General features: G+C 66.5%; 13 protein-coding genes. 5 read left to right on the top strand and 8 right to left on the bottom strand.

The window, feature by feature from the left end; genetic code table 11:
- Positions 1-111: 111 nt before the first annotated feature.
- The 5 genes from I8J34_RS03370 to I8J34_RS03350 all read right to left on the bottom strand — a co-directional run bounded on the left by I8J34_RS03370 (position 112) and on the right by I8J34_RS03350 (position 6,304).
- The gene (locus tag I8J34_RS03370) at positions 112-2,124 is read right to left on the bottom strand and encodes a TonB-dependent copper receptor (protein ID WP_230411692.1); all 2,013 of its coding nucleotides are present in this window, start codon (positions 2,122-2,124) and stop codon (positions 112-114) included.
- 234 nt (positions 2,125-2,358) lie between these two features.
- Positions 2,359-2,700, bottom strand: coding sequence for a BON domain-containing protein (locus I8J34_RS03365; protein WP_214359958.1), 342 nt, complete (start codon positions 2,698-2,700; stop codon positions 2,359-2,361).
- Between the two features lie 191 nt (positions 2,701-2,891).
- Positions 2,892-4,343, bottom strand: coding sequence for a sigma 54-interacting transcriptional regulator (locus tag I8J34_RS03360; RefSeq protein WP_304512881.1), 1,452 nt, complete (start codon positions 4,341-4,343; stop codon positions 2,892-2,894).
- Positions 4,340-4,828 carry a hypothetical protein gene (locus tag I8J34_RS03355; RefSeq protein ID WP_214359957.1) on the bottom strand — a complete coding sequence of 163 codons (489 nt, stop codon included), beginning with the start codon at positions 4,826-4,828 and terminating at the stop codon, positions 4,340-4,342. The genes I8J34_RS03360 and I8J34_RS03355 overlap by 4 nt, the downstream gene beginning before the upstream one ends.
- Before the next feature lie 81 nt (positions 4,829-4,909).
- Complete coding sequence (locus I8J34_RS03350; RefSeq protein ID WP_214359956.1) at positions 4,910-6,304, bottom strand: sensor histidine kinase; 1,395 nt, start codon at positions 6,302-6,304, stop codon at positions 4,910-4,912.
- Between the two features lie 377 nt (positions 6,305-6,681).
- On the opposite strand from I8J34_RS03350, the gene I8J34_RS03345 reads away from it, so the two are divergent.
- Positions 6,682-7,293, top strand: coding sequence for a bactofilin family protein (locus I8J34_RS03345; RefSeq protein ID WP_230411691.1), 612 nt, complete (start codon positions 6,682-6,684; stop codon positions 7,291-7,293).
- 91 nt (positions 7,294-7,384) lie between these two features.
- Here the strand turns inward: I8J34_RS03345 and I8J34_RS03340 are convergent, their stop codons facing one another.
- Positions 7,385-8,626, bottom strand: a complete 1,242-nt coding sequence (locus tag I8J34_RS03340; RefSeq protein ID WP_214359955.1) for a D-amino acid dehydrogenase — start codon at positions 8,624-8,626, stop codon at positions 7,385-7,387.
- An 86-nt stretch (positions 8,627-8,712) separates the two neighbouring features.
- Here I8J34_RS03340 and ettA point away from each other — a divergent pair, with 86 nt between their 5' ends.
- Together ettA and I8J34_RS03330 are read left to right on the top strand one after the other, a co-directional pair.
- Positions 8,713-10,377, top strand: coding sequence for an energy-dependent translational throttle protein EttA (gene ettA / locus I8J34_RS03335; protein ID WP_214359954.1), 1,665 nt, complete (start codon positions 8,713-8,715; stop codon positions 10,375-10,377).
- A gap of 69 nt (positions 10,378-10,446) precedes the next feature.
- Complete coding sequence (locus I8J34_RS03330; RefSeq protein WP_214359953.1) at positions 10,447-10,914, top strand: tellurite resistance TerB family protein; 468 nt, start codon at positions 10,447-10,449, stop codon at positions 10,912-10,914.
- 16 nt (positions 10,915-10,930) lie between these two features.
- Here the strand turns inward: I8J34_RS03330 and I8J34_RS03325 are convergent, their stop codons facing one another.
- The gene (locus tag I8J34_RS03325) at positions 10,931-13,378 is read right to left on the bottom strand and encodes a putative bifunctional diguanylate cyclase/phosphodiesterase (RefSeq protein WP_214359952.1); all 2,448 of its coding nucleotides are present in this window, start codon (positions 13,376-13,378) and stop codon (positions 10,931-10,933) included.
- Between the two features lie 362 nt (positions 13,379-13,740).
- Here I8J34_RS03325 and I8J34_RS03320 point away from each other — a divergent pair, with 362 nt between their 5' ends.
- Together I8J34_RS03320 and I8J34_RS03315 are read left to right on the top strand one after the other, a co-directional pair.
- On the top strand, positions 13,741-14,421 hold the full coding sequence (locus tag I8J34_RS03320) for a hypothetical protein (RefSeq protein ID WP_214359951.1): 681 nt from the start codon (positions 13,741-13,743) through the stop codon (positions 14,419-14,421).
- Between the two features lie 176 nt (positions 14,422-14,597).
- Positions 14,598-16,847, top strand: a complete 2,250-nt coding sequence (locus I8J34_RS03315; protein WP_214359950.1) for a bifunctional diguanylate cyclase/phosphodiesterase — start codon at positions 14,598-14,600, stop codon at positions 16,845-16,847.
- On the opposite strand, the gene I8J34_RS03310 is transcribed toward I8J34_RS03315, so the two are convergent.
- Positions 16,840-17,658, bottom strand: coding sequence for a nitroreductase family protein (locus tag I8J34_RS03310; protein ID WP_214359949.1), 819 nt, complete (start codon positions 17,656-17,658; stop codon positions 16,840-16,842). The genes I8J34_RS03315 and I8J34_RS03310 overlap by 8 nt on opposite strands.
- Positions 17,659-17,700 lie beyond the last annotated feature (42 nt).

The raw sequence follows: 17,700 nt of genomic DNA, 5'->3' as shown, positions 1-17,700 counted from the left end.
TCGTATGACAATCGCCTTGTCTCAGTACTGATGCGGCCTTTGAACCTGCCACGCAAGGGCGCTGGGCGCGGGCGAGCATCGAAGGTGAGCCCGCCCTGCCCTGCGCATCGCTCACTCGAGCGCGAGTTGAAGTTTCAGCCAAAGCGTGCGGCCCGGCTCGTTGATGCGGTCGGTGGTTTCATAGCCGGCGATGGTGGCGCCGCTGCGCGAGATATGTTCGGCGTAGGTCTTGTCGAACAGGTTGTCGATACCCGCGGAGAGCAGCGCGCGTTTGGTCGGCGCGTAACTGGCATGCAGCGAGAACACGCCGAAACCGCCGGTCTCGCCGGTGTCCTGGCCGACGATGTTGCCGGTGCCGACATTCACCCGGTCCTGGCCGGATACCAAGCGCCACAGGGCGCCGGCCGACCAGCTTCCAGTCTTGTAGTTGAGGCCGAGACGCCCCTCGAGCGGCGGAATCTGCCCCAGGGCGGTGTCGTCGGTGTCGTTTTCGCCATGCACCCAGGCGAGCGTGGCCGTACCGCTCCAGGTCGCGCTGAAGTCATAACGCAGGTCGGCTTCCGCGCCCCATGTGGTGGCGTCGATATTGCGGGCATTGCTGGCCCAGGCACTGACGGCCGGCAAGGTTTCGATCAGGATGTAGTCCCGGTGCTTGGCGAAGAAGGCCGATACCGAAGCCTGCACCGGGCCGGCCTGATGCAGCGCACCGATGTCGAGCTGGGTGGTCTTCTCGGGCTTGACCTCGAAGGTGCTGGCGCTGCCGGTCATCATCATCGACATGGCGGTCGGATTCTTGCTGCGCTCCCAGTAGTCGGCCGCCCGCTCGCTGTGGCCCAGACCGGCATACAGCGTCTTGCCGCCGCCCAGGTCGTGCTCATAGCGGATGAAGCCGGCCTTGAGCGTATCGGTGTCCTCGACGCCGGAGGTGGTGCGGCCGGTGCGCTGGTCCTCGGCGCGGTTGCGGTCGAGGCGCAGGCCGCCGATCACACGGTGTCCGTCGTCGAGCATGTGCTGCATCTCGCCGAAGATGCCGTAGCTGAAGAAACGCATGTCGGCCGTCCGGCGCAGCGATTCATAATCCGGTTCGCCCATCATGCTGCTGGCTTTGCGCAGGGTGTGTTCGTTGCGCTGCAGGTCGGCGCCGATGTCCAGCACCGTAGCATCCGACAGGTTCAGGGTGGCGGCAAAGCGTGCGCCCTGGGTATCGCGATCCGGGTTGCTGACCGACTTCATGCCGGTGTTGGTGCGCAGCGAATAGTTGTCCATCACATGATCGACATAGTTGCGATAGATCTGCGCCTCGACCTTGGCGAGCAGCGGCGAGATCTGTGTCTTCTCGAATTTCAGCCCGACGTTCTCGCGGTCGAATTTGACGCCGTCCATGCTGCGGTCGCCGTAGCGGGCCTCTCCGTCGCTCTTGGCCAGGGACAGTTCGAGCCGGGTGTTGCGATCCGGCGTCCAGCCCAGGGCGAGGTTGGTGCTCCAGCGGGTGTAGGACGAATGCACTTCGTTGCCGTCGCCGTCTTCATAGTTGTTGGCGTCCGAGCGGGTAAGCGCGGCGTCGGCATAAAAGCTGGGGTTACCGGCCTGGCCGGTGAGCACCTGGTCGTTGCGGTCGGCACTGCCCATCAGCAGGCTGGCGTCGCCATGGGCGCCTGCAGTCGAAAAGTCGGGCGCCTTGCGCTCGAACAGCACCACACCGGCGCTGTTGCCGGGGCCGTATTTGACGCTCTGCGGCCCCTTGAGCACCGTCACCTTGTCGTAGGCTTCGGGGAACACATACGCCGTCGGCGGATCCATGCGCATGCCGCAGCCGCCGAGGATCATCTCGCCGTCGAGCAGGATACCCAGGCGCGAGGCGGCCATGCCACGGAAGACCGGGTCGCCGTCGGTACCCCCCTTGCGCACCACCGAGAAGCCGGGGATGTTCTTGAGCAGATCGGCCCCATCGTGCGCCGGCACCGGCTGGCGCGGCGCCTTCGGGTCGGTGGTCACCACCAGGGCTTCGGCCATCGCCGGTGCGGTCACCACGGTGGGCGCCATCACGGTCTCGGTGGACTGCGCCAGGGCCCCTTGGGCCACCAGCACGCCGATCGCGGCGGGCAGCAGTTTCATTCGCAGCATCTTCTTCTCCCGGTTTTGGACTGACTGAATTCGAACCGGGGTGGAGCATAAGAATGTGATGATATTCAGCGCTTGACCTATGGCAACATCGGCCGAAAATCGGCTGCGACACATCGTCGCAATCCCCTAGCCATGCGGGTTTCGGAGGATACGCAAAACAACGGCACGCCCGTGGACGTGCCGTTGTCGGAGGCGGCACCGCCATGCGGGCGCCTCAGCCGCTCGATGAGCGGATCAACCCGCTTTCTGCATCGCCAACTCGTTGATGACGCGCTTGACCCCCTCCACCGCGGCCGCCCGCTGTGCGGCGGCATCGCGCTGTGCCGGCGAATTCACCTTGCCACTGAGCAGAATCACGCCTTCGCTGACATCGACGCGGATGTTGGCGTCCTGCAGCGTCTTGGTTTCAGCGAGCGTCGCCTCGACCTTGCCCTTGATGGCGGCATCGGCCGCCGAGGTGCTGAGCGCCGGTGCCTGGGTCGGCGCGGCCGCTTCGCCGGCGATAACGGGCTGGGCGAGGCCGAAAGACAGGGCGGTCATGGCGATGAGGCTGGCTGCAGAAAATCCGTATTTCATGATGTAACTCCTGTGAAAGATACGAGTGACGCCGTTGGGTCGTCACGCAGCTCCTCAGCAGCGATCATGCCAGAATAATATTTTCGCGAAACTTCAATGACTTGCCATGCACTTGCGTTGGCGCGCCGCACAAGGCCCGGCGAAGCGCCCGGATTCTGTCGCCAAATGACAACGTCAATTTTTCAATATCGTCAGGAACCCTTGCCCTGCAAGGATTTCGGCTGTCCCGTCATGGCGACAAGCGCGTCCTCGTCGGCCAGGCGGAACATCGCCGGCGTCAGTGCATGGCGCTGCAGCAGCCGGTAGAACTCGGTGCGGTTGCGGTCGGCCAGACGTGCGGCGTCGGTGACGTTGCCACCGGTGATTTTCAGCACCTGGGTGAGGTACTCGCGCTCGAAGCGCAGGCGGGCTTCGGCATAGGTCAGCACTTCGACCGAGGGCGCCCGCAGCGCCCGCTGTACCAGCGTGGACGGGATCAGCGGGGTGGTGGTGAGCGCACACACCTGCTCAACCACGTTGTACAACTGGCGCACATTGCCCGGCCAGGCCGCCGCCACCAGCATTTCCAGCGCTTCGGGCGCGAAGCCATGAATGGTCTTGCCGTATTTTTCGGACAGGCCCTGGATGAAATGCCCGGCCAGCAAGGGGATGTCCTCCCGGCGCTCGTCGAGCGACGGCAGCGACAGGCGCACGACATTGAGCCGGTAGTACAAGTCTTCGCGGAAGCTGCCTTCATGCATGGCGGCGTCCAGATCGCGATGGGTGGCAGAGATGATCCGCACATTGACCGGCCGCGCCCGTGTCGCGCCGACGGGCCGCACCGCCCGCTCCTGCAGGACGCGCAGCAGCTTGACCTGCAGCGGCAGCGGCATGTCGCCGATCTCGTCGAGAAACAGGGTGCCGCCGTCGGCGCTGAGAAACAGGCCATCGCTGGACATGCTGGCGCCGGTGAAGGCGCCTTTGACATGGCCGAACAGTTCGGATTCGAGCAAGGCCTCGGGAATGGCACCGCAGTTGATCGCCACGAAGGGCTGATCCGCACGCCGGCTGGCACGATGGATGGCCCGTGCCAGCAGCTCCTTGCCGCTGCCGCTGGCGCCGCGGATGAGCACGCTGGCATCGCCCGTGGCGACCATGCGGGCCTCCTCCAGCACCTCGTTCATGCGTGCGCTGCGACTGACGATCTCGGCCCGCCAGGCGTGGTCGTGCGCGCCCGCATAGCGCATGCGGGGCGCCGAGACATCGAGCGCCCGGCGCACCTTGTCGAGCAGCACGCGGCTGTCGAAGGGCTTGGTGAGATAGCCGAACACGCCGCGTGCCGTGGCGTCCACGGCATCGGGGATACTGCCGTGGGCGGTCAGCAGGATCACCGGCAGGCCGGGGTGGCTGTTGCGGATCTCGTCGAACAGCGACAGGCCGTCGCGCCCGGGCAAGCGCACATCGCTGATGACCAGCGCCGGCGTGTGCACGGCCAGATGCGCCAGGGCCGACTCCGCCGAATCGACGGCGTCGACACAGTAGCCGCTGGCGCGCAGGCGCAGCGACAAGAGGCGCAGCAGGTCGGCGTCGTCGTCGACCAGCAGCAGTCTCGGCAGCATCGGGTCGTTGGCATGCGTCGGGTTGGCGCGCACGGCGAGATTCATTGCGGATTCTCCGTCGGGCCGGGCGCGGGTGCCTTCAGGGTGCGTTCGATGGCGGTCAGCGCGTCCAGCTTCTTTTGCAGGTCGGCCACGGCCTCGCGTCCGGACTGGGCGTCGGCCAGCAGGGCTTCGTTCTGGGCCATCAGACGGGCGCGGCTCGATAACTGCACATGCAGGATCCGCGCCAGCGGTTTGAGCGCGGCCGCCTCGGGAGTGCGATTGGCCATCAGCTTGTCGAGCAAGCCGATGGCCCGGGCCAGGTCGGCATCGGCACGCGGCTGGGCATGCAGCAGCGCCAGGCGCATCTGGCTCATCGGATCGCTGCCCTGCCCGTCGAGCGCCTTGAGTTCGCGCGCAAAACCGGCCGCGTCCAGTTCGGCGACATGTCGGCCGTAAGCCAACAAGGCGCGGGGGGTGACATCGTCATGACGTACCGCCGTCTTGACCGGGTCGTCGCTGGAGGCGGCGCCGGTGTTGGCCATGGGCATTTGTGCGCACCCGGTGAGCAGGCCGAAAACAAAGGCGCATGCCGTGTCGCGGAGGGATCGGAACGGATCAAACATGGTGTCTCAATGTGTGAGCGGAAGCTCGATTCGGAAATGGGCACCGCCGTCGCCGGACAGCAGCAGCACGCGGCCGCCATGGGCCTGGACATACTCGCGGACGATGGACAGCCCGACGCCGCTGCCCTGGCGGGGTGTCGCTCCCTGGCGACGCCCCTGGAAAAAGGGGTCGAAGATGCGCGGCACATCGTTTTCGTCGATGCCCGGGCCGGTGTCGATACAGTCGATATGAATCTGTCCGCTGGCCCGGCGCGCGCGCAAGGTGACCACGCTGCCCGCCGCGCTGAAGGAAATCGCATTGGCCAGCAGGTTGCCGACCGCCACGCCGAGTTTGCCGGCATCGGCTTCGACGGCGATCGGCTCGCTCGCCAGCGCAATGTCGACCTCTCGTGCCTTGGCCTGCAGCCGATGGCCGTCGGCCACCTCGTTGAGGAACTCATCGACTCGGATCGGGCCCGGCTTCAGGCGGCGGGCGTCGAACACCGCCGCGTTGAAGTCGAGCAGATCTTCGATCCGCCCCTGCAGCAGATGGGCGTTGTCACGCAGGATGTCGACCACCTCTCGCTGGCCATCGGCGAGCGGTTCGGTGACTTCGTCATCGAGCAGGGCAATGCCCTCGCGTACCGCTGCCAGCGGCGTTTTCAGCTCGTGGGAGACATGCCGCAGCATGCGCGCCCGGTCGGTCTCGAGCTCAGCCAGCCGCTGGCGCAGCCAGTCGAGGCGCAGGCCGACCTGGCGCAGGTCGGAGGGGCCTTCGACATCCACCCTGGACTCGAGCAGGTTGTCGCCCAGACGGGCGATGCCCTCCTCGATCTGCTTGACCGGCCGGGCCAGCTGCCAGCCGAAAAAGGCCGCCACGGCCGCCGCCACGAGGAGCGCGAGCAAGACCTGCCAGGCCAGGCGCAGGCGGTTGGCTTCGAGGGTGTCGAGCAGGCGGGCGTTCTGCAGCGCGATCCACTGACGGCCTTCGACGGTGAGACGCCCGTTGATCCGGTGCAAGCGATCGAGCGCCTCGCGCAGCGCCGCTTCGTCGGCCGGCGCCTCGATGGCCGCCTCGGCTTGATCCGCCGCTGCCCGCCAGGCATCGGCCACCCCGCCGAGCGTGGCCGGCGCCGCGCGGGAGAAATGGCCCAGGGCGGATTCGGCGTCGCGCCGTGCGTCACGGTAGCGCTGGCGAAGCACCGGATCGTTGAGCACCATGAACTGGCGGGCGCTGCGCTCCATGTCCACCGTGCGCTGAGCCAGTTGCTGCGCCGCGGTGGTCAAGCCCAGGGCCGTGTCGGCACCTGCCCGGCTTTGTTGGGCAAAGGACTCGAGCACTCGCAGCCCCTGCAGGGCGGCAGCGCTCAGCACCAGCGCGATGAGCACGAAGCCGGCAAGCAGCATCTGCCGGAATGACATACGGGAAAACATGGATCCGCCCAGGAGTCGGGGTGACGGCGTCGACTGTAGGCGACACGCCTTGTCGATGCGGTAAGCAAATGCAAACACTAAGGCATTCGCGGGCGCCCACGGGCGCGCTTGACGAGGGGTCTCCGGCCTCGGATGTCGCCGATCAGCGACACGGAAATCTCTCGTAAAACCAAGGATCTACGCAAAAGGCCCAGCCACCGTGTCGGGCATCGGCGACACACCGCCTGCCCGCCGACCGCCACGCCGACGTCATTCCCAGGCAGGAAGCCGCGCGGATTCAATGACTTCCTGCGCGTGGCATACCCCTTGCAAGAGCCGGGCCAAGCGGACGGCCCGCCCGCAGCTGCAATCGTCAAGGAGATGAGATGTTCAACAAACCCGGCCTGTTCCCGAAGCGTGACACCGTAGAACCAACACCTGCCCCGGCCACCGCCCCCACGCCGAGCCAACCGACGTCCAACCTCACCCGCCCCACCCCGCGACCTGGAACCTTTGGAGCCCATATGCGCAGCCAGACCGAGACCCCGACCGACACCCCCCGCGCCACCCAGACGCCGCAGAGCGAATCCGCTGAAGAAAGCGGTAGCCGCCTGATCGTCGGCCCCGACGTCAAACTCAAGGGCGCCGAGATTCTCGATTGCGACACCCTGGTGGTCGAAGGCCGTGTCGAGGCCACCATGGACAGCCGCGTCATCCGCATCACCGAACACGGCGCCTTCTCGGGCAAGGTCGGCATCGACGTGGCGGAGATCCATGGCCACTTCGACGGCGAGCTGACCGCGCGCAAGCAGCTGATCATCCATGCCACCGGCCGGGTCAGCGGCAAGATCCGCTACGGCAAGATCCTGATCGAAGAAGGGGGCGAAGTCTCCGGCGACGTTCAATCGCTGACATCGGCCAAGGCCGAGCGCCAGGACTACGACAGCAAGACCGGCAAGGACGACAAGGTCAAATCACTGATGGCATCGGCGAACTGAACGCCTCGCCATCGATGATCGGGTGCCGCTGGCACCCTTTTTTTGTTCCGCAGTGCGCTCGTGCAGCATGGCGCGGGCACCCTCCCCGCTACTACAGCCGCGGTAGCGGCAAGGGATGCTCGGGACGACGGCCGGCGATGAGATCGGCCAAGATGCGGGCGGTGCCGGTGGCGGTGGTCCAGCCCATCGCGCCGTGGCCGGTATTGAGCCACAGGTTGGCTGGCCCGGCCTGCCCCACCAGGGGCGGGCCTTCGGGCGTCATCGGGCGCAGGCCCGTCCATGGCGTCGGTCGGCTGAAGTCCGCGCCGTCGGGGAACAGCGCCTGCGCCCGCGCGACGAGCAATGCGACATCCCGTGGCGACTGTTGATTGGCATAGCCCGAAAACTCGGCGGTGGTGGTCAGGCGCAGCACCGGGCCGAGACGCGACCAGGCGGTCAGCGATGCGTCGTCGATGCCGGCGAGCATCGGCGGCGCGTGCTCGGGCCCGATCGGGAAGGACACCGAGTTGCCCCGCACCGGGTAGATCGGCAGCTTCAGCCCGAGCGGCCGGGCGATCAAGGGCGAATAACTGCCCAGCGCCAGTACGAAGGCATCGGCCCGGTGCTCGCCCCGATCCGTCCTCACCGCCTCGATCCGCTCGCCGGCCAGCCGCCAGTCGCGCACCGTTTCGTTGAAATGGAAGGCCACACCTTGCCGCTCGCACCAGGCGGCCAGTTCGACAGTGAATTGATGGGCATCGCCGCTGGCGTCGGTCGGGCAGTGGATGGCACCGGCCACGCGTGCGGCTCGCGTGGCCAGCGCGGGTTCGAGCCTCACGACGGCGTCGGGCGTCAGCACATGCGCCTCGATTTGCGCTTCGCGCAGCAGGTTGAGGGTGGATAGCGCATCGGCCAGCGCGCTATCGGTGGCGTACAGGTAGATCAGCCCGCCACGCGTATGCACGAATTCGATACCGGTGTCGTCCACCACCGCGTCGAGCGCCTGCTGGGCATAGGTCGCCAGGCGCATCAGCTTCAGCGAATTGCGCGCCCAGGCGTCGGCCTGGCAGTTGCGCATGAAGCGCCAACCCCAGCGCAGCAAGGCCGCGTCCGGCCGCGGACGGATGCGCAGCGCCTGTTGCCGGTCGAACAGCGACTTGAGCAGCGTGACCGGTGCACCGGGCGACGCCCAGCTGAACGCATGCCCGGGCGAAATCAGGCCCGCATTGGCAAAACTGGTTTCCTGCGCCGGCGCAGCGGCCCGATCGATGACGCTCACCTGATGGCCGTCGCGAACAAGCGCTTGAGCGGCGGTCACGCCGGCCAGGCCAGCGCCGAGTACACAAATCTGCATGAGGTTTCACCTGCCCCGCCACACCGGCAATCGCCGCTTCGGGTAAAGTTTCGGTTTTCCCAGATCGTAACCCGATAGCAAATCCAATGGCCCAATATGTAATGTCGATGCTCCGCGTGAGCAAAGTCGTCCCGCCCAAGCGCCAGATCATCAAGGACATTTCGCTGTCCTTCTTCCCCGGCGCCAAGATCGGCCTGCTCGGTCTGAACGGCTCGGGCAAATCCACCGTGCTCAAGATCATGGCCGGGGTGGATACCGAATTCGAAGGCGAGGTGCAGCACCTGCCGAACATCTCCATCGGCTACCTGCCCCAGGAGCCCGAGCTCGACCCCGCCAAGACGGTGAAGGAAGAGGTCGAGTCGGCGCTCGGCGAGCTGATGGAGGCCAAGCAGAAGCTGGAGGCCGTCTATGCCGCCTATGCCGAGCCGGATGCCGACTTCGACAAGCTGGCCGAAGAGCAGGCGCGCTACGAGAACATCATTTCCACGGCCGGCACCGATGTCGAGACCCAGATGGAAATCGCCGCCGACGCGCTGCGTCTGCCGCCCTGGGATGCGGTCATCGGCAAGCTCTCCGGTGGCGAGAAGCGCCGCGTGGCGTTGTGCAAGCTGTTGCTGGCCAAGCCCGACATGCTGCTGCTCGACGAGCCGACCAACCACCTCGACGCCGAATCGGTCGAGTGGCTGGAGCAGTTCCTGGTGCGCTTCCCCGGCACCGTGGTGGCCGTCACCCATGACCGCTACTTCCTCGACAACGCGGCCGAATGGATCCTCGAACTCGACCGCGGCCACGGCATCCCCTGGAAGGGCAACTACTCCAGCTGGCTGGAGCAGAAGGAAGAGCGCCTGGAGCAGGAAGCCAAGCAGGAAGCGGCGCGCATGAAGGCGATGAAGAAGGAGCTGGAGTGGGTGCGCTCCAACCCGAAAGCGCGCCAGGCCAAGAGCAAGTCGCGTCTGGCCCGCTACGAGGAAATGTCGAGCGTCGAATACCAGCGCCGCAACGAGACGCAGGAAATCTTCATCCCGCCCGGCGAGCGCCTGGGCGACAAGGTGATCGATTTCGACGGCGTCTCCAAGTCCTTCGGCGACAAGCTGCTGATGGACAACGTGAGCTTCAGCATCCCGCCGGGCGCCATCGTCGGCATCATCGGCCCGAACGGCGCCGGCAAGTCGACCTTGTTCAAAATGATCATGGGCAAGGAGCAGCCGGATTCGGGCACCATCGACATCGGCAGCACGGTCAAGATCGCGGCCGTGGACCAGTCGCGCGAAGGGCTGGAGAACGACAAGACCGTGTTCGACGTGATCGCCGACGGCGCCGACGTGCTGACCGTGGGCAAGTTCGAATGCCCGAGCCGCGCCTATATCGGCCGATTCAACTTCAAGGGCGGCGATCAGCAGAAGATCGTCGGCAACCTGTCAGGCGGCGAACGCGGGCGCCTGCACCTGGCCAAGACGCTGATCGCCGGCGGCAACGTGCTGCTGCTCGATGAACCGTCCAACGATCTGGACGTCGAAACCTTGCGCGCGTTGGAAGACGCCTTGCTCGAGTTCTCCGGCTGCGCGCTCATCATCAGCCATGATCGCTGGTTCCTGGACCGCATCTGCACCCACATCCTGGCGGCCGAAGGCAATTCCCAGTGGGCCTTCTTCGAAGGCAACTACCAGGAATACGAAGCCGACAAGAAGAAGCGCCTGGGCGAAGAAGGCGCCAAGCCGAAGCGGATCCGCTACAAGCCGATTTCGCGCTGATCCGGCATCACCCCGGGCAAGGCGTACCGCAAGGCGCGCCCGCCCGCCTCAACGGAGCTTGATTCCGCGATGATCCCGTCCCTGCGATCGTTTCTGAACACACTCACTGCGCCCGACACCGATGCGCAGGACGAAGCCGTCTCCCTGCAACTGGCGACCGCCGCGCTGCTGGTCGAAATGATGCGCGCCGACAGCGACGTCTCGCCGGCCGAAACCGACAGCATCCGCCGCCTGCTGGCCAACGATTTTCATCTCGACACCGAGGCGGTGGACCGCCTGCTGGACGAGGCCCAGACCGAAGCGCGCGAGGCACCGGGCTACCACCCCTTCACATCACGGCTCAATCAGGATCTGGACGCGGCACAGAAGGTCCGGGTGGTCGAATGCCTGTGGTCAATCGCGCTGGCCGACGGCCAAATCTGCGCCCATGAAAACCACCTGATGCGCAAGCTCGCCGATCTGCTGCATGTCTCGCACGGCGACTACATCGCCGCCAAGGCACGCGCCCAGGCCGCGCGCGGCAACTCCACCGACTGATCGTCCGCCGGCCGGCTCAGCCCGAGGGGGCGGCCACGCGGACCGGGGTTCTCGCCGCAGCGTCCATCGCGACCCGCTCCGGCGCCCCCAGATAGAAGCCCTGGCCCCGCGTGATCCCTGCCTGGCTGACCCATGACAGCGTCGCCTCGTCCTCGATCCACTCGGCCACGGTTTCGATGCCATGGCTGCGCGCCACCTGAATCACCGCCTGGACGATCTTCTGCGCGCGCGCATCCTGCGCCACGCCGCGCACATAGCCACCGTCGAGCTTGACGATATCGACCGGCAGATCGCGCAAGGTGGCAAAGCTCGCCACGCCGCTGCCCAGATCGTCCAACGCGATGCAGAACCCGGCACTGCGCAAGGCCTGCATCAGATTCAGCACATCGGTGCGATCCACCGCGGCGGCGGTTTCGGTCAGCTCGATGCACACCTGGTGCGGATGCACGTCGGCGCGCTCGAAGCACTCGGTGATCCACTCGGCCAGCCCGGGGTCGGAGGCCGAGCGGCCGGAAAGATTGATCGACACATAGCGCCCGCCGTCGATCACCTTGGAAAAATGCCGGGCGATGCGCGCGATGATGTGGCGATCGAGCGCAGCGATGAGGTCGAAGCGCTCCGCCGGTGGGATGAACTCGCCCGGCGACACCAAGGCGCCATCGTGGTCGCGCATGCGCACCAGCACCTCGAATCCCTTGGCCCGGCCGTTCTGCAGATCGATGATCGGCTGGCGCCACAGCTCGATGCGGTCCTCGTCGATGGCCCGCTCGATCCGGTGCGCCCAATGCACATCGCTCGATCGGGCCATGGCGTGCGGGCTGCGCTCGAAGGCCACCACGCGGTTCTTGCCGCTGCGCTTGGCGCTGTACATGGCCGCATCGGCATCGGCCCGTGCGCGCTGCAAGGAGTCGTGATCGAGATAGGCGCACACGCCGATCGAGCAACTCACATGGTAGGTCTCGCCGCGCTCGTCGCGATAGGCATAGCGCTCGACGTCGACACGGATCGACTCGGCAATGCGCATCGCGATCGCCTCGGGGCACTGCGGCAAGGCGATGAAGAACTCGTCCCCGCCGATCCGCGCCGGCACATCCATGCGCCGGATATGCCGGCGGATGATGGTGGCCACGGCACGCAGCACCTGGTCGCCGGCCGCATGGCCGCAGGTGTCGTTGATCAGCTTGAAGCGGTCGAGATCGACGCAGATGAGCTGGCCGGCACCGTCGACCTGCGCCATCCGCCGCTCGAATCCCTGGCGGTTGTGCAAGCCGGTGAGCGCGTCATGGGCGGCCTCCCATTCGGCACGCCGCATGGTTTCGATTTCGTAGCTCACATCCCGCAGCACCATCACCACCGTGCCGCTCGCCGCTCCGGTGTCCGCCGCGGTGCCTACGCGCGCGCAGGAGCCCTTGATCATGGCCACGCCGCCGCTGTGCGGCAGCGCACAGGCGACCGGATCGATGCGCACCGTATCGCCCGGCGCCGCCAGCGTGACCCAGTCCATCTCGCCGTTGTTGCCGGCGACCTGGATCAGGTGGCGCACATCGCTACCGACGATCGTGTCGGCCGGGGCGCCCACCAGATCGGCGGCGGCCGCATTGCTCTGCAGCACCGTGTAGTTGTCGTCCACCACCAGCACGGCGTCAGACATCGCCCGCACCACTTCGGCATACAGGCGATCGCGCTGCTGTGCGGCACGTACGGCGTCGGCGGCACGCAGGATGTTGCCGATCCAGTTGCCGACCGTGCTCACCATCACCTGGATGGCGGCCTGACGACGTGCGTCGAAGGGGCTGAGCAGCAGCATCCGTTGAATCTGCGCGTCGGCCTCCAGCCCCAGCGGATGGACCATCGCCGAGACGGCCTCGTCGAGCTGCACCACGCGGGTGGCAGACGCCGCTGCCGGCGCATCGATCAGCGACCAGAGGGGCTCGCTGTCGAGCGGCGCGTCGACGGCGCAGGTGTCGGCACTGGCGCTGTGTACGACGCGCACGCCGCCAGCGCCCCGCTCCACCACCGCGGCCCGGGCGCCGCCGCTGTATTCGACCAGCAGTGCCAGACAATCTTCGATGCGCTGGCGTTGCGGCAGCGGCGCCGATACCAGATCGGCAAAGTCGCTGCGCCAGCGGGACAGCTCGAGCCGCTGGGCCAGACTGGCGTGTTCGACAGTCGGCGTGCCGGCAATGAAAAGCTGACGCTCCGCGCCCGGCAACACCAGCACACCATTGAGCGCCACCAGCGCCGGGCCGACCGCCAGCTGATCGATCCGGCCCGGCACACCGCTCTGGCAGACCGCTTCCACGACCCGGGCCAGCGCCGGCGCCTGTTGCCACAACGACTCGACATCGTCGTGCGCCCCGTGGATGCGGACGAACTCATCGCTGGCATCGACGATGCGGCCATGGCTCAACTCGCACCAGTAGGGATGCAGTCGCGCGGTATCTCTGGCGAGATGGTGTCTCAAGGTGCCCCACCTGTCCGGTCGTCGGGGTTGGCGCGGGAGTGCGACGCGCCGCCGTCCCGATCAATCGTCGGGCTCGAATCGGCTGCCGACGCGACCGCAGAAAAAATGAAAGATGGGAATTTGTAACAAGCGTTCGGAAAGGTCAACTGCAATCCGTGGTCAGTGACTGTGCGTCACAATTCCCGCGGGGTAAGGATTCCAGCGTTTTTCAGCTTATTTCTTTGGCATGTCACGACGACCACCGGCTTTCAGGGCCATGTGCGCCGGCGGGAACGGAAAGTCCACTGGGTGTCATGCCGGGCATAAAGTTCGTCGCGCGGCTTCCGTTGACTCTCGGACACCCACTGGTCCCGACTGCCATCATGACGCGATCCAACGCCCGCCTGACAGTGCATTTCGAGTTCGAACTGGTTGTTCCGGACGCACTCGCCGGGCTGGACTGCGACGCCCTACGCCAGCAATTGGCAGGCATTCTCGGCGACACCGTGTTCAAAGGCATGCCGACGGTCAGTGCGAAACAGCTGGCCAAGGCGGGGATTCACCTGCAGGCGCACCGTCACCAGCTGGAGGCGGAGCTCTGCGGCGTTCAAGTCATCGACGGCGCGCTGCTCGCCTCTGTCGCCCCGCATCTGACCGACCATGAGGTTCAGCAGTTGTGCCGGCTGGCGGCGGCCAAGGCGCCGACCGATCCGGTCGCCCTGCGCAGCTATCTGCGGCGCCAGGCGCTCAAGCTGGTCAACGACTACCGGCTGGTCCCATGCACCGTGCGCGGCCAGATCAGCAACGGCGCCATCGCCTCGCTGGGCGCGCAACTGAACCTCACCAACGGTGGTGTTCTGGTCAATGAAACGCACCGCAAGACACGGCTCAAGGCCGATCAAGCGGCTGTCGAGATTCTGCTGTCGGATCCGGAAGTCGTGCTGCCCGCCAAACTCTCCGGCCACACGCTCAGCGGCCCGGTGCTGGCGGTGGACGTCGCCCACCTGGCACACCATCGCGACGGCTTGCAGGCCATGTGGACGGGGCAGACGGTCGCCGGATAACACCCCGCGCGAAGTAACACCGCACGCGCAGCGCCTGGTTGCACCGGAAAAGCCCCTGAATCTGCCCCAGATCAAAGCATAGTCCGTCCTGAGCCGGGACAATGCTGCAATTTCCGTTCTTGTCGATCGCAGGCCACGTGCCGCCTGTGAGATAGCGGATTCGCCTCAGGAGGCGCATGGACCGCAGACCGCCCCAACTTGCTGACGACGACGCCGCTTTGTCACGCGAGGAACAAGGCGAGATCCTTGATTTCCAGCAGGCACTATTGGGCGCCATCGCCCGCGGTGATGCCACCCAGGAAACCATCGAGCAACTGTGTCGGCTCAAAGAGCAGTTGGTGCCCAATGCCGTCGCCAGCGTCCTGGTCCTGAATGCCGATGCCGACGCGCTGCAGGTTCTCGCCGCGCCGAGCATTCCCCGCGAAGCGTGTGACCGCTTGCACAACCTGCGTCCGGGCCCGGGCGCGGGCTCCTGCGGCAACGCGGTGTTTCGCGCCGAACCGGTGTATGTCAGCAACACCCGGACGGACCCGCGCTGGGCCGATCTGCGCAGCCTGGCCGACGATTTCGATGTCCGCGCCTGCTGGTCGATGCCGATCTTCGGCGCTGCCGGCAAGGTAGTCGGCTCCCTGGCGCTGTCCAGCTTCGAGCATCGGGCGCCGAGCGCCTTCCACCGCAAGCTGCTGGAGATCGGTGCCCACCTGATCGGCATCGTCCTCGAGCGACAGGCTCGGGACACCGAGCTGCGCCTGGCGGCAAGGCTGTTTCAAACCAGCCAGGAAGGCATCCTCATCACCGATGCGGACAACCGCATCCAGACCGTCAACCCGGCCTTTACGCGGACCACCGGCTATCGGCCGGACGAGTGCATCGGCAAGCGGCCCTCGCTGTTGTCCTCCGGGCGCCACGACAAGGCCTTCTACCAGCGCCTGTGGGCCGATGTGCTGAACAAGGGCCACTGGCAGGGCGAGATCTGGAACCGCCGCAAGAACGGCGACATCTACCCCGAGTGGCTGGTGATCTCGGCCATTCGCGACAGTGCTGGCGAGGTCATCCAGCATGTGGGCATTTTCTCGGATCTGTCGGAACGCCACGACACGCAGGACCGCATCCGCTTCCTGGCCACCCATGACGCACTCACCGAACTGCCGAACCGGATGCTGCTCGAAGAGCGTTGCAGCCAGGTCATTGCCTGGGCGCGCCAGGCATCGCACCGGGTGGCCCTGCTGTTCGTCGATGTCGACAACCTCAAACTGGTCAACGATTCGCTCGGCCACACCGTCGGCGACGAGTTGCTCCGGTCGCTGGCCCAGCGCCTGCGCCACTGCGTAGGCGAAAAGGATCTGGTGAGCCGGCTCGGCGGCGACGAATTCATCGTCCTGCTCGACGAGCTGTCCGAGACGGAGGTCGCCAGCCAGGTCGCCGAGCGCATCATCGAGCGGATCAGCGCGCCCTACCAGACCGACAGCGGCGAACTGGTCACCTCGGTGTCGATCGGCATCGCCGTCTATCCGGACGACGGCGACGATTTCAATGCCCTGCTGCGCAAGGCCGACGCCGCCATGTACCAGGCCAAGGAGGCCGGGCGCAACACCTTCCGCAGCCATCTCCTCGACACCGGCGACGAGGCGCTGAACGACCTGACGCTTCGCAACGGTCTGCGCCCGGCACTGACGCGCGGCGAGTTCTCGCTGCATTACCAGCCGATCATCGCGCTGGCCAGCGGCAAGCTGATCGGCGCCGAAGCCCTGTTGCGCTGGCAGCATCCCACGCTGGGCAATGTGCCGCCCAATCGCTTCATCCCGGTGGCCGAACTGAGCGGGCATATCGTCGCCATCGGCGACTGGGTGCTGGGCAAAGCTTGCCAGGAAGCGGCCGGCTGGGCTGAGCGCGGGCTGGGGCCCTTGATGGTGTCGGTCAACCTCTCGCCGCTGCAGCTGCGCCATGGCTCGCTCGAAGCCAGCGTCGCCGCGGCGCTATCGAACTCCGGGCTCGACGGCCGCTGGCTGGAGCTGGAAATCACCGAGTCGACGCTGATGGGCGACACCGATGCGCTCATCGACCAGCTCAACCGGCTCAAGGCGATGGGTATCCGGCTGGCGGTGGACGATTTCGGCACCGGCTACTCCTGCCTTGCCTACCTGCGCCGCCTGCCGGTCGACCGGCTGAAAATCGACCGCGCCTTCATGGCCGACATCGGCGCGGGCGCCGACGACGCAAGCATCGTGCGTGCCATCATCCAGATGGCCGTCGGGCTGGGTCTGGGCACCACCGCCGAAGGCGTCGAACATCCCCATCAACACGAGGCGCTCAAAGCACTCGGCTGCGACGAGGTGCAAGGCTATCTCTACGCCCACCCGATGCCGGCCGAGCAGTTCGTGCAGTGGGCCAGCGCCCACGCCGGCCAGCCGCTGGCCGCTATTTGAGCGCGAAACCGCGTGCCTTCAGCGCCTCGACCAGACGGTCGCGGCCGGACAGCGTTTCCGGCCCGGCCACACGCTTGGCCGAATGGATCGCCCAGGTGCCCTTCACATCCATCTGCTGCGCTTCGTAAAAGCGCGCCATGGCGGCGTTGTACTCGGCCACCGCGACGCTCTGATCGGTGGAATAGTGCTCGTGATGCAGCACCGCCGACTGCGGCAGGCGCGGCTTCACGCTGGCCGGGCGGGCCGCGTCTTCATGGCCCACGCACATGCCGAACACGGCAAAGGTCTTGGGCGGCAGTTTCAGCACCCGCGCCACGTCCTCGGGCCGGTTGCGCATGCCGCCGATATAGACCGTCGACAAGCCCATCGACTCGGCCGCCGCCACTGCGTTCTGCGCGGCCAGCGCCGCGTCGACCACGCCGACCAGGAACATCTCGAGATAGTCCAGCGCTGCACTCGGCCGGCCCTCGGCCTCGGCGATGCGCTCCAGGCGCGACAGATCGGCCAGCCACACCAGCTGCAGCGGCGCCTGGCGCACATGCGCCTGGTTGCCGGCGAACTCGGCCAGTTGGTCGCGCAGGCCCTGGTCGCGCACCGCCACCACGCTCCACACCTGCAGGTTGGACGAACTGGCGGCCGACTGCGCGGCAGCGATCATGGCGCTCAACTGGGCATCGCTGACCGGATCGGGGCGGAACGCGCGCACCGAGCGATGGGTCAGCAGCTGGTCGATCAGCGCGGTGGTGAGTTCGGGCACGGGCTGCGTGGCACCGCCGTAGCGGGTGTCGTAGAGGGGGTGATGGGTGCTCATCGGCGGGTGTTTTCCATACGGGTGTCCAGGCCGGGTGGCCGG

The organism is Denitromonas iodatirespirans (assembly GCF_018524365.1).
GTDB lineage: Bacteria > Pseudomonadota > Gammaproteobacteria > Burkholderiales > Rhodocyclaceae > Nitrogeniibacter > Nitrogeniibacter iodatirespirans.
This window is presented reverse-complemented; position numbering and strand designations above follow the sequence as displayed.